The 20,288-nt window shown below is 44.9% G+C and carries 18 protein-coding genes; 14 read left to right on the top strand and 4 right to left on the bottom strand.

Going from position 1 to position 20,288, the window contains the following annotated elements; all coding sequences use genetic code 11:
• Positions 1–88 precede the first annotated feature (88 nt).
• Complete coding sequence (gene mqnC, locus TCA2_RS02760; RefSeq protein WP_047909994.1) at positions 89–1,228, top strand: cyclic dehypoxanthinyl futalosine synthase; 1,140 nt, start codon at positions 89–91, stop codon at positions 1,226–1,228.
• 49 nt (positions 1,229–1,277) lie between these two features.
• Here the strand turns inward: mqnC and TCA2_RS02755 are convergent, their stop codons facing one another.
• From TCA2_RS02755 to TCA2_RS02740, 4 genes are all read right to left on the bottom strand, one after another.
• Positions 1,278–2,171, bottom strand: a complete 894-nt coding sequence (locus tag TCA2_RS02755; RefSeq protein WP_052511690.1) for a YitT family protein — start codon at positions 2,169–2,171, stop codon at positions 1,278–1,280.
• A gap of 38 nt (positions 2,172–2,209) precedes the next feature.
• Positions 2,210–3,451, bottom strand: coding sequence for a cation:proton antiporter (locus TCA2_RS02750; protein WP_047910238.1), 1,242 nt, complete (start codon positions 3,449–3,451; stop codon positions 2,210–2,212).
• A gap of 4 nt (positions 3,452–3,455) precedes the next feature.
• Positions 3,456–3,950: a cation:proton antiporter regulatory subunit gene (locus TCA2_RS02745; protein ID WP_047909993.1), complete on the bottom strand. Its 495-nt coding sequence runs from the start codon at positions 3,948–3,950 to the stop codon at positions 3,456–3,458.
• 96 nt (positions 3,951–4,046) lie between these two features.
• On the bottom strand, positions 4,047–4,424 hold the full coding sequence (locus TCA2_RS02740; RefSeq protein WP_047909992.1) for a hypothetical protein: 378 nt from the start codon (positions 4,422–4,424) through the stop codon (positions 4,047–4,049).
• 182 nt (positions 4,425–4,606) lie between these two features.
• Here TCA2_RS02740 and TCA2_RS02735 point away from each other — a divergent pair, with 182 nt between their 5' ends.
• The 13 genes from TCA2_RS02735 to glnA all read left to right on the top strand — a co-directional run bounded on the left by TCA2_RS02735 (position 4,607) and on the right by glnA (position 20,116).
• Positions 4,607–5,542 carry a putative sporulation protein YtxC gene (locus TCA2_RS02735; protein ID WP_047909991.1) on the top strand — a complete coding sequence of 312 codons (936 nt, stop codon included), beginning with the start codon at positions 4,607–4,609 and terminating at the stop codon, positions 5,540–5,542.
• A gap of 352 nt (positions 5,543–5,894) precedes the next feature.
• On the top strand, positions 5,895–7,832 hold the full coding sequence (gene thrS / locus TCA2_RS02730; protein WP_047909990.1) for a threonine--tRNA ligase: 1,938 nt from the start codon (positions 5,895–5,897) through the stop codon (positions 7,830–7,832).
• A gap of 105 nt (positions 7,833–7,937) precedes the next feature.
• Entirely contained in the window at positions 7,938–8,501 is a 564-nt protein-coding gene (locus TCA2_RS27420; protein ID WP_152557595.1) for a 3D domain-containing protein, read from the top strand.
• A gap of 202 nt (positions 8,502–8,703) precedes the next feature.
• Positions 8,704–8,937 carry a hypothetical protein gene (locus TCA2_RS02720; protein ID WP_052511688.1) on the top strand — a complete coding sequence of 78 codons (234 nt, stop codon included), beginning with the start codon at positions 8,704–8,706 and terminating at the stop codon, positions 8,935–8,937.
• Positions 8,938–9,130: 193 nt separating this feature from the next.
• Positions 9,131–10,150 carry a cell wall-active antibiotics response protein LiaF gene (gene liaF / locus TCA2_RS02715; protein WP_047909988.1) on the top strand — a complete coding sequence of 340 codons (1,020 nt, stop codon included), beginning with the start codon at positions 9,131–9,133 and terminating at the stop codon, positions 10,148–10,150.
• 4 nt (positions 10,151–10,154) lie between these two features.
• Complete coding sequence (locus tag TCA2_RS02710; protein WP_047910236.1) at positions 10,155–11,183, top strand: sensor histidine kinase; 1,029 nt, start codon at positions 10,155–10,157, stop codon at positions 11,181–11,183.
• Positions 11,184–11,219: 36 nt separating this feature from the next.
• Complete coding sequence (locus tag TCA2_RS02705; RefSeq protein WP_047909987.1) at positions 11,220–11,879, top strand: response regulator transcription factor; 660 nt, start codon at positions 11,220–11,222, stop codon at positions 11,877–11,879.
• A gap of 165 nt (positions 11,880–12,044) precedes the next feature.
• A complete protein-coding gene (locus TCA2_RS02700) occupies positions 12,045–13,706 on the top strand; it encodes a S1C family serine protease (RefSeq protein ID WP_047909986.1) in 1,662 nt (553 codons plus the stop codon).
• A 174-nt stretch (positions 13,707–13,880) separates the two neighbouring features.
• Positions 13,881–14,570 (top strand): response regulator transcription factor, encoded by a 690-nt coding sequence (locus tag TCA2_RS02695; protein ID WP_047909985.1) that lies wholly within the window; start codon positions 13,881–13,883, stop codon positions 14,568–14,570.
• 1 nt (position 14,571) lies between these two features.
• On the top strand, positions 14,572–16,044 hold the full coding sequence (locus TCA2_RS02690; RefSeq protein ID WP_047909984.1) for a cell wall metabolism sensor histidine kinase WalK: 1,473 nt from the start codon (positions 14,572–14,574) through the stop codon (positions 16,042–16,044).
• A 79-nt stretch (positions 16,045–16,123) separates the two neighbouring features.
• Positions 16,124–17,074, top strand: a complete 951-nt coding sequence (locus tag TCA2_RS02685) for a 4-hydroxy-3-methylbut-2-enyl diphosphate reductase (protein ID WP_047909983.1) — start codon at positions 16,124–16,126, stop codon at positions 17,072–17,074.
• Between the two features lie 258 nt (positions 17,075–17,332).
• The gene (gene aroF, locus TCA2_RS02680) at positions 17,333–18,382 is read left to right on the top strand and encodes a 3-deoxy-7-phosphoheptulonate synthase (RefSeq protein ID WP_047909982.1); all 1,050 of its coding nucleotides are present in this window, start codon (positions 17,333–17,335) and stop codon (positions 18,380–18,382) included.
• 309 nt (positions 18,383–18,691) lie between these two features.
• Positions 18,692–20,116 (top strand): type I glutamate--ammonia ligase, encoded by a 1,425-nt coding sequence (gene glnA, locus TCA2_RS02675; RefSeq protein WP_047909981.1) that lies wholly within the window; start codon positions 18,692–18,694, stop codon positions 20,114–20,116.
• Positions 20,117–20,288 lie beyond the last annotated feature (172 nt).

Raw genomic sequence — 20,288 nt, 5'->3', positions numbered from 1 at the left:
GTGCTTCTTTTCACATTTAACCTATGTTACGATAGACAAGACAATATTTCTATTATTGTTACATATTAACGATAAGGGAGGCTGCCGTATGAGCGGAGTAAACCATATCTTAGATAAAGCTTTGAATGGTGAGCGTCTGACTGTGGAGGACGCGACTCTTTTGTTTGAATCGGATGAAGTCGAAAAAATAGGTGAGGCTGCGCATGTCATCATGAAGCGAATGCATCCCGAACCCATCACAACCTTTGTTATCGGCCGGAACGTCAACTATACGAATGTATGTGACGTGTACTGCCGTTTTTGTGCGTTCTATCGCAGACCGGGTTCAGATGAAGGCTATGTACTGCCGGATGAAGTGATTTTCCAAAAAATTAAAGAAACCCAGGATGTGGGCGGAACAGAAATACTGATGCAGGGAGGAACGAACCCGAACCTGCCATTCAGCTATTATACGGATCTGCTGCGTGGAATTAAAGAACGTTTCCCAGATATTACGATGCACTCTTTCTCTCCAGCTGAAATTATGAAAATGCGAGAAGTGTCCGATGGTTTGACCCTTGAAGAAGTCGTTAGGCAGATTCATGAAGCGGGACTTGATTCCCTCCCAGGCGGAGGCGCTGAAATTCTTGATGACCGCACACGCCGCAAAATCAGCCGGCTTAAGGGTTCATGGCGTGACTGGATGGATGTCATGCAGACCGCACATAGAATCGGCATGAATACGACAGCAACAATGGTGATTGGATTTGGTGAAACGATGGAGGAGCGGGCGCTTCATCTGCAGCGTGTTCGTGACGCCCAGGACGAATGCATCCAGAATGGATACGATTCGGAGGGGTTCCTGGCGTTCATTCCTTGGACCTTCCAGCCGGATAACACCAACTTGAAAAAAGAGCGCCAAACTCCGGAAGCGTATCTGAAGACAGTAGCGATCAGCCGCTTGTTCCTCGATAACATCAAGAATATTCAGTCTTCTTGGGTAACGATGGGACCGGAGGTCGGTAAGCTCTCCCTTCGTTACGGCTGTAACGACTTTGGAAGCACGATGATTGAAGAGAATGTCGTTTCTGCCGCAGGTGCTACACATAAAGTGAATATTAATTCCATTCTTGAACTGATTCGTGAGACAGGGAATACACCGGCACAGCGGAATACGAAATACGAGATTCTGAGAGTATTCGACGGTCCAAACAGCAAAATTGAGAATGATTTTGTAATGCAGAATTAGATCAAACGAAAGCGCAGCAGGTACAATACCTGCTGCGCTATTTTAATTCTTATGATTTTGTTTCATCCATATCGAATATTACAGTAGCATGGGGATCAACAGAACGAACGATGGATTTCAACTGTCTCGTTTCAAACACATGTATGGAATAATAGAGAACCGGTATTTGATTCCAGTCTGGATCATGCGCTCGATTGGCTGCAGCCGAAGGTTTGGGTACTCTGTTAATCCTAACTTTTATTGCCTGCTCCAGCTTATCGGTTTGCATACTGGCAATACAAACTTGACGATTAAAGGTGAAGCCCCTCATTGCAAAGTGGACGGCTTCAACAGCAATCAAGTAAGCAAGTATCGAGTACATGGCCTGCTGAGCTCCAAACTTAATGCCTGCTCCGGTAAGAACAAGAAGATTCATGACCATGATAATACGTTCAAGCTTATTCTTGGATCTCTTTCCTCCAGAAAGGTTAGAGTTGATATGGTTTACAGCCAGTGTATCCAGGGTTCCCCCATTATTCAGCACGAGCCCAATGCCAAGTCCAAGAAACAATCCGCCTAATATGGCAGCTGCCAGCGGATGAGTCAGGACTGCAGGCAAAGAATGCAGCATTAATGCACTTAGAGAGAATACCGTTAAGCCAAGTACAGTGACGATGGCAAATTGTTTATGAACTCTCCCATAAGAGAATAGAATGAATGGCAGGTTAAACAAGAATAAAAATAGTCCAAGCCGCATCTCCATTTGATAGGCGAACATGGCGGATATACCGGTGACACCGCCGACAATGAGCTGATTCGGATGCAGGAAAAGCTCCAGCCCAATCGAAGCCAATATGCCGCCCAAGGTTACGAGCAACAGCTTCTTCAACCAGACACGATGAGGCTGCCTGGATACCTTGGATCCCGCATCGATGGGACGAGGAGAATGTGGAGGCTGGTTCATCCGATTCCTCCTTTATTCATCATCCTTGCTTTTTCAAATTAGTCGATCGTCTTTTCTTGCAGCATCTCAGACTTTTGCTGCTTCTTCGTGTTCTTGAACTTGAAGATTTTATCCAGCATACGGTAAATGTGTTTGGACTCTTTAGTTAGAAGAGGCCCAAGTATCGCTAGAATAAGCACATAGATCGCAGCAAAAGGCTGGATGATCGCCATAAGTCCGCCCGTTGCGGCCATGTTTGCCAGCAGGATAGAGAATTCTCCACGGGAGACGATGGTTAGACCAATATTGGAGGAAGCCTTTGGAGACAACCCCGCACTCTTTCCGGCAAGCATACCCGCTGTAAAGTTACCTATTAAGGTAATAATTACGGCAATAATGGCCAGCCATACGGCTTCTCCTCCAAGAGACAATGGATCGATAGATAGTCCAAAGCTAAAGAAGAAGATCGCACCGAAGAAATCCTTGAATGGCATAATTAGATGCTCAATCCGCTTCGCATGCGTGGTTTCTGCTAGAACAAGTCCGACAAGCAGAGCCCCGATGGCTTCAGCAACATGAATAGTTTCAGAGAAGCCGGCTACCAGGAATAAGGATCCGAAGATGACGAGTGAGAATAGCTCGTTGTTTCGGATATTAAGCAGTTTATTCAAGACAGGTACCAGCTTGCGTCCCAGGATGATAACGATCAGCATGTAGCCGAGTGCAATGAGTGCTGACATAATGACGCCGCCGATGGATGACGAGTCACTGAGCACCAGACCCGACAGAATCGAAATATAAACGGCGAGAAAGACGTCCTCAAACATGATAATACCCAGAATCATTTCCGTTTCCGGATTGGCTGTACGTTTCAGATCGACAAGCACTTTGGCTACGATGGCACTTGAAGATATGGTTGTAATACCTGCAATGATGAGTGCTTCTGCAACCGGGAAGCCGCCGGCAAAGCCGAGAACGAGTCCCAGTGTAAAGTTAATGCCTATATAAATACTGCCGCCAACGACGATGGACTTGCCTGACTTCAGCAATCTGCCGACTGAGAATTCAAGTCCCAGATAGAAGAGCAGGAACAATACGCCGATACGGCCAAGGAAATCTATAAGACCGGCGCTCTCGATAAAACGAAAGTCGAGATGCCATATTTTAGCTGCATGAGGTCCTACCGCCATACCAATCAAAATGTAGAATGGAATAACGGAGAACCGGAGTTTAGACGAGATCAGTCCGGCAGCCGCGATGAGAGCGATCGCCAGACCGACTTCTAGTACCAAATGATCCACGTTCTCACCATCTTCCATCCTTTAAAATTTGTTTTAGTTTTTGTTGTTGCTGTCTTTCACCAACTGCAATCAATGTAGAATCGGCCGCAATCTGCAGATCCGGACCAGGACTGATATGCTTTTTGTTATTCTTCTCCATAACGGCAATAATGGTCGCACCGGAATTTTGACGAATATCCAGCTCTCCAATGGTCTTGCCGACACAATTGTAATTTCCATCAATCTTGTACCATTCTATAATTAAATCGTCCAGCGTCATCTCGACACGCTCGAGCTGCTTAGGCTTGTATGTCATTCCGCCAACAATCGCTGCCAGCTGACGGGCCTCATAATCTTCAAGAGAGATCATGGAGATGCTTTGATCGGGGTCTTCATATTCGAAGTGATATAATTCACGACGTCCGTCGTCATGAATAACGACAACAATTTTATCTCCACTGCTGGTTGTAGCCTGAAATTTTCGGCCGATACCCGGCAGATCAGTTTCACGAATTTCCATGGTTGTGTTAATGCCTCCTATAAATCATGTTTTAGTTATAATAGTATAGAGATAGTATAGGCAAGGGCGTGTCATAAAACTCTAGACACGTCCTAGTTAAGCACTAACAAACATAGAAGTGAATTTTATAGGCTTCAAATAAAGCTTTCGCTTTATAAGGCCGTAATACGCCTTGAAGGGCGGATTAATAATGAGGTATTCGAACAGCATAAATACCGCCAGCATCACGAACAGGAAATTCGTCTCATTCAGTGCTTTAGGCTGGAACCCCGGTGACTTGATCATCGACTTAGGATGATTGCTCATGGTATTGTCCATCGGTTCTTCATAGATCGGCTCGCTATGGCCTTTCACCTTGAGAAGATGGGTCTTGTCAACGTCTCCTTCAATCACCGGATACTGGAATGAGATGATCGGGATAATACAAATAAATACAACAAATATGAATTTATATACTGTTCTGTCGTATTTCATCTCTTATCCCTCCTCGCATGATACTGTTATAAAAATAATAACACAAATTTGTGTCGACTCCAAATAGGTATTTATTTTCTTTTATATTGAGAAAACATGACAACCTTTCCAAAAAGCCGCTTCGTATATCCCCCTCTTGCTGACCATATAATAATTCTAAGAAAGAGAAGGGAGTGAGCCTTGTGGAATTGTTCGTGGTATGGACGGAAGCCCAGGACCAAGATACAGCGGAACACTTTTACCGTTTCATCAAAGATAAGACGAAGGGGTTACATATAAGTAAACAAGGGTTCCGATTCTCTTATCGTCAGCATGAGGGCAAGGCAGCCTGGATCTGCAAAGGATATGAGAACCATCCCGGATTCCAAGATGGATTGCCGCGCATGTATGAAATTATGGCATCCGGTCTTGCGGATTATGTCATTGAATGCAAAGAGGAGCAGCAGCTGAGGCGATTGATTGAAAGGGAATGCGTCAACATGGAGCCCGACGAGCTGGAACGGGTGAAGCGCATATGTGCACCTCTGTTGAAATCGAGAATGGAGACAGAGCAGGGGACTCGCGAGCTAAGACATGGCAAGCTTACAAGAGGTATTCTAGATACGCTTCAGGACATACCGGTTGTTCACTTAGAGGGAGCCATTCAATTTCGCCTTCAGGAATACAAGAATGAACTGCATGAGATTGTGGAATATGCTTTAGACGAGTTCTATATGGATCGACAATATGAAGAATTCATGGGCTTATTGAAATACTTTGTTTATTTTCAGGATCCTAAGGTTCCTTTAATTCATGTGGTTCATAAGGGCAAGCATGATTTTATTTTGCTGGATGAAGCCTATAAGCCGATGCCAATGCCGCAAGAAGAAAGTGTAATTATGGAAATGCCGGGTATGGAGCTTGAGATGGAAGTCGAAGATATGATTATTAGCCGCTTAATTTCGATTTCCCCTAAAAAAATGAAGCTGCATACGAAAACTCCGGAATTTCCGCTGATCCATACGATCTCTCAAATCTTTGAAGATAAGGTGGAGATCTGCCGGAGCTGTGTTCATTGCCGGAATTTAACGGAAGCTGGTTCATTGTCACTTGACGAAGAGGAAACTTTGGAATTATAATACTGCTTATTAAAAGCGATGACAAAGACAAGGGTCTTAGAGAAGGACAGTACAGAGAGAGGGAACATCAGGCTGCAATTTCCTCCGGTTACCTGCTACAGACTTACCCCTTTGTAGCTGCAGTTCAGAACGTTTATCCTCACGGGGAGGCTAGTAAGAACCGCCGGAATCATGTCCGTTATCATACATGCTTAAATGAGGGCTGTACAGTGTAGTTTAACTGAAGCAGCTGAATTAGGGTGGAACCACGAGTATACACACTCGTCCCTTTGCCGGGACGGGTGTTTTTTGCGTTCGCATAGAATACACTCTTTCGTCACCGGCTTATACAAGCGATGAGGAGGAAGTAAACATGTCAGTTAGTATCAAATTGCCAGATGGATCAGTCAGAGAGTACGACAATGGAGCCAGTATTCTAGATGTTGCTGCTTCCATTAGCAGTGGTCTCAAAAAGAATGCACTAGCGGGTAAGCTGGACGGAATTGTGGTGGATCTATCCACTCCACTTCGGGAAGGTGCCGTCGTTGAGATCGTAACCGGAGATTCATCAGATGGGCTTGAAGTGCTTCGTCACAGTTCTGCTCATTTGCTGGCCCAAGCGGTTAAGCGTTTATTCGGGAACAAAGAGGTGCATCTCGGTGTAGGACCTGTCATTGAAGATGGCTTCTATTATGACATGGATCTTGAGCATGGGCTTAACCCCGAAGATCTTCTCAAAATTGAGAAGGAAATGGAGCGAATCGTGAATGAGAATCTTCCGATCGTCCGCAAGGAAGTGAGCAGAGAGGAAGCACTTCGTATCTTTGGTGAGCTTGGTGATCCTTACAAGCTGGAGCTGATCCGTGATCTTCCGGAGGACAGCATCATTTCCATTTACGAGCAAGGTGAATTCTTTGATCTGTGCCGCGGACCACACGTCCCTTCCACTGGCAAGATCAAGGTGTTCAAGCTGATGAACGTGGCCGGAGCATACTGGCGCGGTGACAGCAAGAACAAAATGCTGCAGCGTGTATACGGTACTGCATTTGCCAAGAAAGCTCAGCTAGATGAGCATTTGCATTATTTGGAAGAAGCGAAGAAGCGTGACCATCGTAAGCTCGGTAAAGAGCTCGGCATGTTCACATTCTCTCAGCTGGTAGGTCAAGGCCTGCCGATCTGGCTGCCGAATGGTGCCAAGCTGCGCCGTACACTGGAGCGTTACATTGTGGATCTGGAAGAAAGTCTTGGCTATCAGCACGTATATACTCCGGTACTGGGTAATGTCGAGCTATACAAAACTTCGGGTCACTGGGAGCACTATCAGGAGGATATGTTCCCTACTATGGAGCTGGATAACGAGGCGCTTGTACTTCGTCCGATGAACTGTCCGCACCATATGATGGTATATAAAAATGAAATGCACAGCTATCGGGATCTGCCTGTCCGTATTGCAGAGCTTGGAATGCAGCATCGTTATGAAATGTCAGGAGCGCTGACTGGTTTGCACCGTGTTCGTGCAATGACACTGAACGATTCCCATATTTTCTGTCGCCCGGATCAGATCAAGGAAGAATTCGCACGCGTTATTGAACTGATCATGATTGCATACAAAGATTTTGGAATTCATGATTACAGATTCCGACTGTCTTACCGTGATCCTCAGGATACAGAGAAATATTTCCAAAACGATGAGATGTGGGAAATGTCGCAGCGTATGCTTAGAGAGGTTGTAGAAGGTCTTGATATGCCGTTCTATGAGGCAGAAGGGGAAGCGGCATTCTATGGTCCGAAACTTGATGTTCAAGTTAAAACAGCTCTTGGCAAGGAAGAGACACTCTCCACTGTACAGCTGGACTTCCTGCTGCCTGAGCGTTTCGAACTCGAATATGTAGGGGAAGATGGTCAGAAGCATCGTCCAGTCGTGATCCATCGCGGCATTTTGGGAACTATGGAGCGTTTCACTGCGTTCTTGCTCGAAAACTTTGCTGGAAACTTCCCGCTCTGGCTGTCTCCGGTTCAGGCCAAAGTTATTCCGGTATCCATTCACTTCGAAGAGTATGCGCGTCAGGTTGAAGATCAGCTGAAGCGTGCCGGTATTTCAGTAAATGCCGATCTGCGGAATGAGAAATTGGGCTATAAGATTCGTGAAGCTCAGCTCGAGAAGACTCCTTATATGTTCATTGTCGGCGAAAATGAAATGAATGAAGGCAGTGTGTCTGTCCGCAAACGCGGTGAGGGGGATCTTGGGGCGAAGCCGCTTCAAGAGGTTGTGGCGATGCTGAAAGAGGAAATTAATTCACGTACAGTTTAAAAAAAACAGCGAGGATCAATTTCATTACACATGATGAAATTGATCCTTTTGCATAATATGGATTCGATATGGAGAACCTCTGCTTATGAAAGGGAGGTTCATCTTATGGAATATCGCATGATTCGGCGATGTATGATGTTACTTCAATTCCTGCTGATCTGTTACTTCTTGCTGTGCTGTAATTCGCAGGCTGTGGCGAGGGACTCCGAGAAATCAGAGGCTGTTCTTGCGCCCAAAAGCGAGCAGGTGCTCCACACGATAAATGTGACAGCTACGGGTTATACGGCAGGATATGAATCCACAGGAAAACGATCGAATCATCCTGAGTATGGAATAACCTATTCCGGCGTCAAAGTACACCGCAATAAAGAAGGGGTTTCAACCATTGCTGCTGATCCCAAGGTGTTTCCGCTTGGTACCGTCCTGTATATTCCTGGATACGGATATGGAATTGTAGCTGATACAGGCTCCGCTATTAAAGGCTCCAAGATCGATCTTTATTTTCCCACGACCAAGGCAGTATATAGTGAATGGGGAAAGCGGGATGTGCAGGTGCAAGTTGTGAAGCAAGGGAATGGGAAATGTACAGAGCAAATGATCAAGCAGCTAGGAGAGGCATTAACGGTGAATAAATTTATCCCAGATGCACTGCTTGACAAGGAAATTTAATATCTGCACGATCAGGCGAGTCCGAAGAAATTGACAGCATATTCTGTTCATTTCTTTGGGCTCTTTTTATATATTTGTAATTTTGAAGGAGCTGAATAAGAACACATTGATCGTCACATAATACTTTTCGGGGATCGAAAGACACCCCGCCCAGACAACAGCATGCAGATCATTCACTTGCGTGAAAAGGGAGGTGAACCAAGTGAAAAAAGCAAATTCTCAAAACGCTCAAGGTTACCAAACGCCAAATGAGAAGTATGATGCAGAATTTGGAGCAGAACAAAATTCTGCTGCACAAAAAGTTCAACAAGCTAAAACGAACAAAGTGCAAGATAACTTCCAAACACCAGATGAGAAGTATGATGCAGAATTTGGCACAGAGCCAAACGCTGCTGCACAAAAAGTTCAACAGTCTAAAATGAACAAAAAACAATAATGTATAGAGGACAGGCCCTTCGGGGTCTGTTTTTTACATAAAAAGGAAGTGTCTCCGTCTAGAGACTGAGATGAATTTCATTCCAGCGCCGCTCCTTCATTCCAAGTTATTGACATATAATGAATACATACAAGCAGTACCATTCAGTTTTTCGCTAAAGCAAGTCAATAATCAGTTGAGGAGATCAGAGCTTATGTTTAACAGAATTGTAGGTGCAGCCCTTCTTATTGGCGTTGGGATTATGGTGTTTCTTCAGCTCAGGTATACCGGAGATATCAGTTTGGGATATATCATTTCGACGTTCTGGCCGGTTATCTTGCTGTATCTCGGTTTTATCAATTTAAAGGAAAAAAATAATGTGGGCGGTCTGGTGCTGCTTGCGCTCGGTATTTATTTTATGGGCAAAAATCTAGGATTCGTGTCGCTCTCATTCGGTGACTTGTTCCGGTATGCAATACCAATTGCCCTTGTGGGAGGCGGTTTGTATGTCCTCCTTAGCCCGCGAAGAAGAGATCGCAAGCATACAGAGGATTCGGAGTCTCATCATTCAAGCCCTTTTCCGAATCATATTCCAGCTGAGCCTCAGCCTCCAATGTACAGTGATCTGGATCAGCAGTTCGAGCAGAAGTTTGGAAAGACTTACGATCAGGACGAGAGCAGCAAAAGTAAGAAGTCTTCAATAGAAGAAGAATTCCATTTCGAAGACAACCTAAAGCACAAACATAAACATCACAACCATAAAAACAAGCATCATAAGAATAAGCATGAGTATAGCCACAGCTATGAATGGGACAACAGCGAGAAGAACACGGGCTACGCGTATAATGATGACTCAAAGATAAACAAATCTACATTTATAGGTGAAATTAAGCTGGGTGAAGAATATTATGAACTCAAGCCTACGAACATATCGCAGTTTATCGGAGACACCGTTATTGATTTGACCAAAGCCCAAATTCCTTATGGAGAAACCAGAATTAATATTTCGGCGTTTATTGGCGACATCAAAGTATACACACCCAGGGACATGGATCTTGGCATTACCGTTAACTCCAATTCGTTTATTGGTGATATGACCGTACTGAGTGAAACCAAGAGTGGATTTATGGGGAATGTCAGCGCCCAGACACCGAATTACAAAGAAGCAGAGAAGAAAGTACGGATTATCGTCAGTGTGTTTATCGGTGACGTTAAAGTAAATTCGGTAGGTTAAAATGATGAAGATGATATTTCGTACAGCCAAATGGGAGCTCTTGTTGTTCTTTGTCACAAACAGTCTGATTACCATCGGAATTATTTATACGACACTCAGGAGGGGGCTTGGTGATTTTACGCAGTCTCCAGCCTGGATCTACTCCGTAATTACGATTGTGATCTCAACCATTGTGATCGGATATATTGCGGGGCTGCGCATTCAGCGCAAAATTGATATGCTGGACTTAAGCATGCTGCAGGTGACTAAAGGGAATCTTTCCACTCGAATGAGTGAAACGGAGGATTCCTCTTTTTCCAGTGTGTACCGCCAGTTTAATACGATGATGGATGCCGTGGAGCACAAGGTGAAATGGGTGCAAAAGTGGGGAGAGCAGGAGGTTGTGGAGAAGGAAAAGGCTGCTGAAACCGCAGTGCTTGAGGAAAGGCGGCGAATGGCCAGAGATCTGCATGATACGGTCAGTCAGCAGTTATTTGCCATTCATATGTCCGCTTCTGCCTTGCCCACTTTGCTTCAGAATCGGAATGAAGAGCAAGGTAAGATGGTGCTGGATCAGCTGATCACGATGTCTCAGACTGCACAGAAGCAGATGCGGGCACTCATTGCCCAGCTGCGGCCGGTTGAGCTCGAGAATCGAAGTCTTGCTGAGGCGCTTGAAATCTGGTTTCCGGATTATTGTCGGCAGAATGGGCTGAAAGGTGTTAAAGAGCTGGAAATTATTGGTGATATTTCTGAGGCGATCGAGCATCAAATGTTTCTGATTATACAAGAAGCGATGGCGAACATTGTAAAGCACTCGGGAGCCAGCTTCGTAAGCCTGTCACTAAGAGAGGAGCCCAGACAAATTGCGTTTAGTGTAAGTGACAACGGCAAGGGATTTAAGGCAGATGCGTCTGGAAGACAGGGATCATACGGTTTAATGACCATGAGAGAGAGAGCGGAGAAGCTCGGAGGTCATGTCGATATCATTACATTGCCAGGTGCGGGGACAACAATTAGGGTGCTTATACCCAAATTCCCAGATGAAGCCTGACCTGAGTATCTTCTATTATAAAAGGAGAAGGAATGAATGAGCGTGCAGAAGACAAAGATTATGATCGTAGATGATCATGATATGGTAAGAATGGGCTTAAAAACGTATCTGAGTTTGGATCCTTCATTTGAAGTCGTTCTCGAGGGAACGGATGGACAGCATGCCATTGAGCTTCTTCGAAACTGTGCTGCAGACGACTTACCAGAACTGATTCTGATGGATTTGATGATGCCGCGGCTGAACGGAGCAGAAGCAACCAGAGCCATTCTGCCTGAATTCCCGAATGTAAAAATCATTATTTTGACCAGTTTTCTGGAGGATCATCTTGTACTTGAGGCTATTGAGTCCGGGGCGGTGAGCTATGTATTAAAAACCGTGTCCGCAGAAGAGCTGATCTATGCTTTGCAAGGAGCAAAGAGAGGCATGCCTGTCATGACCAATGATATATCGAGAGCGCTGACAAGAGGACTGCGGCAAAAAACCGTCAAGGAAGATGATTCGGGAATGACAGAGCGGGAGAAGGAAGTGCTGCTGCTTATTGCCGAAGGTAAGAGTAATAAGGATATTTCTGAGGAGCTTCATATCAGTATCAAGACAGTAAAGACGCATGTCAGCAATCTGCTGATGAAATGTGAAATGGAGGACCGGACACAACTGGCCATCTACGCTCATCGCAAAGGCTGGGTAAATACATAATCGCTTCACTACCTGTAACAGATCAATCCGATATGTTCTTTCATGAAAATTATGCGGTTTTATCTCCTTTTTAATTGTTTTTAATGTGTACTTAAGGTTTAAAGTACAAAATAAAGACAGTTAATAGAACATCTTCTGTAATATGAGATTAGGAGGTCAAACGACATGAGCGACAATAACAACAATAACAGATTCGGTCGTGAAGATGATGAGCGTGAACAATCATTTAATGAATCCCGCAAATCCGAAAACAGCAGCTCTTACTATTATTCCTATGGACCCTTTCAATCCATGAATACCGATAAGGAGAATCATACGCCTGAGGCAAACGATGTAGAGGTTACACCCCCTGAACCCGTTAAACCTATACCTACCATGGTTGAGAGAAGCTCAAGCCATTTCACTCGTTCCGGAGGCTCCTACAACCGTTCCGATAGTGAAGCTCAAGGTTCCGGCGGAGGCGGTGGAGATCAGCGGAACTGGAATTATAATCGCAAGCCCAAAACGAGATCGAATTTCAAAACAGGTGTGTTTTCCTTTATTGCAGGTATGCTCGTTATTGCGGTCCTAATGTTTACATCCGATCGTATGAATTTATTTACCCCGGAAGCCGCATTATCGAACAATACAACTTCAGCAGGCGAGACAGCCAGCAGCGAGCCAGTTACATCAAGCGGCTCGGGTGTAACGACCTCATTGCCTGTGGGTTCACAGGATATATCGGGTGTCGTTAGCAAAGTAAGTCCCGCGGTTGTAGAAATTGAGACCTTCTCAAATTCAGCATCAAGCAATTCAAGACAAAGTCCATATTATAATGATCCACTATATCAATACTTCTTCGGCGGTAATGGCGGAGGAAGCAGCTCGAACAACGGAAACGGAAACGGAAATGGAAATGGAAATGGAAGCAACGGACAATCCTCCAGCCAACTGACTCCTCTGGGTGTAGGATCTGGATTTATCTTTGAGAAAGACGGTTATATTCTGACTAATGAGCATGTGGTTTCGGGTGCTGATGTTATCCAGGTCACACTGGAGGACAACAATAAACCGTACGAAGCGAAGCTGCTCGGAAGCAGTCCAGATCTGGATCTGGCCGTGCTCAAAATTGAAGGCGATGATTTTCCAGTCGCGGCTATGGGCAACTCCGATGATGTACAGGTAGGTGAATGGCTCGTCGCAATTGGTAACCCAGGCGGATTCGAGCATACGGTAACAGCAGGAGTGCTGTCCGCGAAGGATCGTACGATTACAATTAATGATGAAACAACAGGTGAAGCGAATGAGTACAACAACCTGCTTCAAACCGATGCTTCGATTAACCCAGGGAACTCGGGTGGCCCGCTTCTCAATCTGCAGGGTGAAGTGATCGGTATGAACGTGGCTGTAAGTGCAGATGCACAGGGTATTGGATTCGCGATTCCTTCCAGTGTTATTCTGAATGTAGTTGATAAGCTTAAAAATAATGAAGAAATCCCAAAAGAACCAGAGCCATTCATTGGCGCGTCTCTGATGGATTTGACTCCGGAAGTGGCGAAACAGATGGGAACTGATCTTACAGAAGGCTCTGTTGTCATGAACCTGGTTTATCAATCTCCGGCTTATACTGCAGACCTTCGTCCGTATGATATTATTACAGGAATTAACGGCGAGAACTATGCAACAACCACCGATCTCATTGAACAGATTCAAACGCATAAAGTCGGTGATGAAATTACATTGAATGTAAACAGAGATGGGAACACGATGGATGTCAAAGTAAAGATCGGCGATCGGAATGACTTTGACACGACGGAAACTCAAAATTCACAAAGCATTGCGCCGTAAGTGTAACGTATCAGAATGAATATCTGATAAGCTGAAAGCGAAGGGGGAGACGCCCTTTCGCTTTTTTTTGCCTTCTTCGTATGAGATAGAAAGCAAACGCGATGCCTGATACAATATAAGGAAGAAAGAGAAAGAGAACCATTCATTGAATGGGATAAAGAAGGAGATGCTGGGGTGCGTTCGAAGATCTTAATTATTGATGATGACGATAAAATTATATCCATGCTTAGAAGAGGCCTTGCCTTTGAAGGGTATGACGTGCTTACGGCGTCAAACGGAGCAGAGGGTTTACAAAAAATGCTTGAGGTCGATCCTGATGTTGTGGTTCTCGATGTGATGATGCCCAAGGTGGATGGATTTGAAGTATGCAGACGGCTTAGGGAAGGGGGAAGCACGGTCCCTATCCTGATGCTGACGGCAAAAGACGAAATTGAGCAGCGGGTCAAGGGTCTTGACCTTGGTGCAGATGATTATCTTGTTAAGCCATTTGCGCTGGAAGAGCTCCTCGCCAGGGTCAGAGCGCTGTTGAGACGTAAGACGGAAACAAATGAGAGCAGCAGCAACCGACTGACATTTGAAGATGTGATCCTGGATTATGATGCACGTGAGGTACATCGTGCAGGACAGCGCCTTGATCTGACGGCTAAAGAATTTGAACTGCTGTATTTGTTCATGCAGAATCCTAAGCGTGTGCTGTCCAGAGATTTAATAATGGATAAGATCTGGGGCTTTGATTACAGTGGAGAGTCGAATGTGCTTGAGGTATATATTGCAATGCTGCGGCAAAAAACAGAAGAGCACGGAGGTAAACGTATAATTCAGACCATTCGTGGTGCTGGTTATATTCTGAGAGGAGACAACTAGTATGTCCATCCGGTTACGGCTGACTTTATGGTATTCAGGCTTGCTTGCTGCCGTACTGCTTCTATTTGGTTCCGTAATTTACGCCCTTGTGCATTATTACGCATACGAAGATGTAGAATCCGAGATTCTCACTCAGACAAAGAGTATCAGTCAGCGTATTAGTGCTGTGCTCGTTCGAAATCCGGATTTTACCGAGGAGCTGAATTTGATTCTTCCAGAGAAGGCGAATCAGCTTGCAGATTTACAAATTTATGTCCAATTATATAACTATACAAGCGACAGAGCGGTGGCTTCTGATAATTTACGTGATTATCGGTTTAGCGTGCCTGACTTTGAGAAAGCGGGAACGAGCGAGGGCTGGGCAAGAATGACCGTCGATAATTCCCCTTTTCTCGTGTATCAGTTTCCATTGGTGCTGCAATCGACAGATCAGGTGATTGGTATGCTGCAAGTAGGCACAATTACGGCATCCGAAGATCGTTTAATGGACAGGCTGCTGCTCATTCTGATCTATGTGTCCATCATTACGCTCGTTCTGGCCATGAGTGTAGGTTTGTTTCTCGCCCGCAAGTCCATGCGTCCGCTGATCCATATTATTGATGCGGCAGATGGTATTCAGTCTGGAAATGATCTGAGCATACGAATCGAGTATAACGGACCTAATGATGAGATTGGCAAACTGATCACAACTGTAAATAACATGCTTGCACGTACAGAGGGATTCTTCAAAGAGCTGGAGGATGCTTATGCAGCCCAAAGACGATTCGTCTCTGACGCCTCTCATGAATTAAGAACGCCGCTGACGACGATCAGAGGCAATACCGATTTCCTGAAAAAGCTGTGGGATCCCGATCCGGAAGACCGCAAGCCGCTGACAGAGGAAATGAAGGAGCAAATGACCTTGGAAGCCATTGAGGATATTGCGGATGAGGGCAGACGAATGAGCAGGCTCGTTAATGATATGCTGTCCCTGGCTCGTGCAGATACTGGGCAGACCATAGATTTGAACCCAACTCCTCTGTCGATATTGGTGAAGGATGTAGCACGCAGAGCTCAGCATCTTCCTCGCACGGCAGAATGGAAATACAGCGATCTTGAAGTGCTCAATGGCGCCTATGTTCTAGGTAATAAAGATTATTTGCAGCAAATGCTGTTTATCTTTATAGAGAATGCCTTTAAATATACACCTGAGGGTGAAGTGACTCTCGATGCTGTGGTGTATAACGGACAAGTGGGTCTGCGCATTAGTGATACGGGCATAGGAATGGATAAGAATGAGGTTCCTTACATCTTTGACCGCTTCTACCGAGCAGATGAGTCAAGGGGGATCACGAAGGGGACTGGACTTGGATTATCCATCGCAAAATGGATTATTGACGAGCATAACGGATCAGTGGAGGTTGTTACTAAGCTGGGAGAAGGAACAACATTTATTGTATGGCTCCCGCTCGAGTTGGCTCCCCCTCTGGAATAAGGTATAATACGAAATGCGGAGCTTTTTTCTTAGACGAAGATTACAGGCTCCATTATGTGTAAAGAAAGCAGGTGGCAACATGGAAGTACTACGAATTTCTCCTCGCGGTTACTGCTATGGTGTGGTAGATGCTATGGTGCTCGCAAGACAGGCGGCGAACAATTTGGATTTACCGCGGCCCATTTATATACTTGGTATGATCGTTCATAACAGCCATGTGACGAATTCCTTTGAAGACGAAGGCATTATTACGCTTGATGGCCCGAATCGGATGGAGATCTTGAAGCAGGTTGAGAAGGGCACGGTTATTTTTACAGCTCATGGGGTCTCTCCTGAAGTGCGCAAGCTGGCAAGAGACAAAGGTCTTACGACCGTTGATGCAACATGCCCGGATGTAACTAAGACTCACGACCTGATTAAAGAAAAGTCGCAAGAAGGCTATCAGATTATTTATATCGGTAAGAAGGGGCATCCTGAACCGGAGGGAGCCATCGGTATTGCTCCGGATTGCGTTCATTTAATTGAACGTGAGGACGAGATTGATTCACTAGATGTACCAAACGGCAAAATCATCATTACAAACCAAACGACGATGAGCCAATGGGATATCAAGCACATTATGAAGAAGCTGCTGGAAAAATATCCGGGTGCAGAAGTGCATAATGAGATTTGTTTGGCGACTCAGGTTCGCCAGGAGGCTGTTGCAGAGCAAGCGGGTCAAGCCGATCTCGTTATCGTTGTCGGTGATCCGCGCAGCAATAACTCCAATCGTTTGGCTCAAGTATCAGAAGAGATTGCAGGGACTACAGCTTACCGGGTGTCTGATGTAACAGAGATTAAACAGGAGTGGCTTCAAGGCGTCAATAAAGTAGCTGTAACTTCAGGAGCATCCACGCCTACTCCAATTACGAAGGAAGTCATTACCTATCTGGAGCAATATGATCATGACAAACCGGAGACTTGGGAAATCCAGCGGACCATCAACATGAAGAAGCTGCTTCCACCCGTACGGGTCAAAACCAAATCATAATACTATCACGAGGAAGGTCGGCAACTTGCTGATCTTCCTCTTTTATTTAGAAATTTATGCTTGGGACAGTGTCAAAAGGTGGGGGACGTACATAAGCTAATCTATTATTGACGGATGAGAAATAATGATGTATAGTTGCTTTAACGTATAAAAGCTTAAAAGCGAACAAGCGTTTAAGTGTGAAATAACTTATACAAAATATGAGGTCATTCATAAACGGACTTTAATTTCTTATCGAGAGGCAGGTATCGATGATATATGATCGTTATAACAGGAAACTCTACGCCAGAGGAACAGCTTCAGGATATTATTGCCGTCATTGAGAAGGAAGGGCTCCAGGTTCATCTCTCGAGAGGGAAGGATCGGACAGTCATCGGTCTCATTGGCTCCGTTGAACCCAAATTAGCAGAACATTTACGACAAATGAAAGGTGTAGAGAACGTGGTCAAAATTTCGAAATCATACAAATTAGCAAGCAGAGACTTTCATCCTGAAGATACAGTCATTTCAATAAAGGGAGTCAATATTGGCGGCGGTGAGCTGGTCGTCATGGGCGGTCCTTGTGCGGTTGAATCCGCAGAGCAGATCGATGAGATTGCGGGACTTGTCAAGGCAGCAGGTGGTCAGATACTTCGCGGAGGAGCATTTAAACCACGGACCGGCCCTTACAGCTTCCAAGGTGTTGGGGTGGAGGGTCTTATCATGATGGCAGAAGCGGGGAAGAAACACGACCTTCTAACCATTACTGAAGTCATGACACCTGAATATGTAGACATTTGTGCCGAGTACGCAGATATCCTTCAAGTTGGAACACGTAACATGCAAAATTTTGACTTGCTTCGCAAGCTCGGAACCTGCGGTAAGCCTGTGCTTCTTAAACGCGGCTTCAGTGCAACTTATGATGAATTCTTGAATGCAGCCGAGTACATCCTGGCGGGAGGGAATCCGAACGTGATGCTCTGCGAACGCGGAATCCGTACATTTGAGACTTATACTCGTAATACACTGGATTTGTCAGCGATTCCTGTACTTCAGCAGCTTAGCCATCTGCCAGTCATTTCTGACCCTAGTCATGGAACGGGACGCAGAGAGCTTGTTGAACCGATGACGAAGGCTTCTGTAGCAGCTGGAGCGGATGGATTGATTATTGAAATGCATACAGACCCTGATAATTCGATGACGGGCGACGGTGTTCAATCGTTGTTCCCGGATCAGTTTGCTCAGTTGCTTCAAGATCTAGAGAAGCTCGCTCCAATCGTAGGTAAGACATTTAATACAAAGAAATCACCAATAACTGCAAGTCGTTAATATTGACAAAGACGAATTTTATTGATAATAGGTAAAATATTGATAAAATGACAAATTAAATGTATCACTCTCATGTGATAAATAAGCCTATCTTTCCGGCAACGAAACCGGAGATTTAGGCTATTTGTCTATATTCGTATTTTTTCATTAAAGTGTGAGTATATCTTACACTAGTATAAAAAATACCTGACATAAGTATTGACGATGTAAGATTTGGGATTTATACTTACCTCAGTTGAAAATTCGATTTAATGAACATTCACAAGGCTTAGGTCGTCAAATGTTCGGAAAATTTGGGAGGAAGAACACATGTCTGTTGAAAATGTATTGAAATCAATTCAGGAAAACAACATTGAATGGGTAGATTTTCGTTTTGTAGATCTATCTGGCCGCGCTCACCATATCTCTCTGCCAGCTTCTGAAGTTGAAGCAGAAACCTTTGTTAACGGGGTAGCATTTGATGGATCTTCTATTCCAGGCTTCCGCGGTATCGAAGAATCCGATATGGTTATGATGCCGGATCCAGAATCCACTTTCATTGACCCATTCACAGCACATCCTACACTAAACGTAATGTGTGATATTTTCACTCCAGACGGAGAGCGGTATGAGCGTGACCCGCGCGGTATTGCTGTTAAAGCGGAAGAATATCTGCAAAAAGCAGGTATCGGTACACGTGCAAACTTTGCTCCGGAATCCGAATTCTTTATCTTTGACGACGTACGTTATGAAAGTGGAACGAACAGCTCTTCTTACTATGTTGATTCCGAAGAAGCAGCTTGGAACACAAACCGCAAAGAAGAAGGCGGTAACCTTGGTTTCAAGATCCGCACTAAAGGCGGATATGTTCCTGTCGCTCCAATGGATACTCAACAAGATATCCGCAGTGAAATGTCCCGTCTTCTTGATGAAGTAGGGATTCGCGTTGAGCGTCACCATCATGAAGTTGCAACTGCGGGTCAAGCAGAAATCAACTTCCGTTTTGATACATTGAAGAAAACAGCAGATAACCTGCTCGTTTACAAATACATCGTTCATAACACAGCTCGTCAATATGGTAAAGTGGCAACCTTCATGCCTAAACCGCTCTTCGGCGATAACGGCAGCGGAATGCACGTTCACCAATCTATCTTTGACGGCGATACTCCTTTGTTCTATGAAAAAGGCGCATACGCGAACCTGAGTGAAATGGCGCTTCACTACATTGGCGGTATTCTGTACCATGCTCCAGCACTGATCGCACTCACTAACCCTAGTACAAACTCGTTTAAACGTCTTGTACCTGGTTATGAAGCGCCAGTTAACCTTGTATACTCCAAAGGTAACCGTTCTGCAGCGGTACGTATTCCAGTGGCAGCTGTAACACCTAAAGGTTGTCGTATCGAGTTCCGTACTCCGGACTCTACTGCTAACCCTTATCTTGCATTTGCAGCAATGCTTATGGCAGGTCTTGACGGAATCAAACGCAAGATCAACCCAACTGAGCTTGGATATGGTCCAATCGACAAGAACATCTATGAATTGTCTGATGCAGACAAAGAGAACATCCGCAGCGTACCAGCTTCTCTAGACGAGGCGCTTGACGCTCTTGCATCTGACTTTGAGTTCTTGACAGAAGGCGGCGTATTCACTAAAGAATTCATTGATAACTACATTGAATTCAAACGCGCTGAAGCTAAAGCTGTATCAATCCGTGTTCATCCACACGAATACAGCCTGTACTTCGACTGCTAATCAGCACTCATATTACATTATCATTAATTATAAGCCCTCGGGAAATCTAGTTTCCCGGGGGTTTCCCTTATTTGTAACGATACTGCCTTATATTCGTGTGAAAAACACTTGAAGACACGAACGATTACTGCTATCATACCAATAATCATACGTATCATTAGATGTTATATTT

The sequence above is a fragment of the Paenibacillus sp. TCA20 genome, from assembly GCF_000732325.1.
Classification (GTDB): domain Bacteria; phylum Bacillota; class Bacilli; order Paenibacillales; family Paenibacillaceae; genus Paenibacillus; species Paenibacillus urinalis.
The sequence above is the reverse complement of the archived record's forward strand: the minus strand, read 5'-3'. Positions and strand labels throughout refer to the sequence as shown.

Coding starts and splice junctions, on each gene's coding strand:
- TCA2_RS02705 (WP_047909987.1), top strand. CDS start 11,220: ATGAGCGTGCAGAAGACAAAGATTATGATCGTAGATGATCATGATATG.
- TCA2_RS02685 (WP_047909983.1), top strand. CDS start 16,124: ATGGAAGTACTACGAATTTCTCCTCGCGGTTACTGCTATGGTGTGGTA.
- TCA2_RS02745 (WP_047909993.1), bottom strand. CDS start 3,950: ATGGAAATTCGTGAAACTGATCTGCCGGGTATCGGCCGAAAATTTCAG.
- TCA2_RS02740 (WP_047909992.1), bottom strand. CDS start 4,424: ATGAAATACGACAGAACAGTATATAAATTCATATTTGTTGTATTTATT.
- liaF (WP_047909988.1), top strand. CDS start 9,131: ATGTTTAACAGAATTGTAGGTGCAGCCCTTCTTATTGGCGTTGGGATT.
- aroF (WP_047909982.1), top strand. CDS start 17,333: ATGATCGTTATAACAGGAAACTCTACGCCAGAGGAACAGCTTCAGGAT.
- TCA2_RS27420 (WP_152557595.1), top strand. CDS start 7,938: ATGGAATATCGCATGATTCGGCGATGTATGATGTTACTTCAATTCCTG.
- TCA2_RS02700 (WP_047909986.1), top strand. CDS start 12,045: ATGAGCGACAATAACAACAATAACAGATTCGGTCGTGAAGATGATGAG.
- glnA (WP_047909981.1), top strand. CDS start 18,692: ATGTCTGTTGAAAATGTATTGAAATCAATTCAGGAAAACAACATTGAA.
- TCA2_RS02690 (WP_047909984.1), top strand. CDS start 14,572: ATGTCCATCCGGTTACGGCTGACTTTATGGTATTCAGGCTTGCTTGCT.
- thrS (WP_047909990.1), top strand. CDS start 5,895: ATGTCAGTTAGTATCAAATTGCCAGATGGATCAGTCAGAGAGTACGAC.
- mqnC (WP_047909994.1), top strand. CDS start 89: ATGAGCGGAGTAAACCATATCTTAGATAAAGCTTTGAATGGTGAGCGT.
- TCA2_RS02710 (WP_047910236.1), top strand. CDS start 10,155: ATGAAGATGATATTTCGTACAGCCAAATGGGAGCTCTTGTTGTTCTTT.
- TCA2_RS02755 (WP_052511690.1), bottom strand. CDS start 2,171: ATGAACCAGCCTCCACATTCTCCTCGTCCCATCGATGCGGGATCCAAG.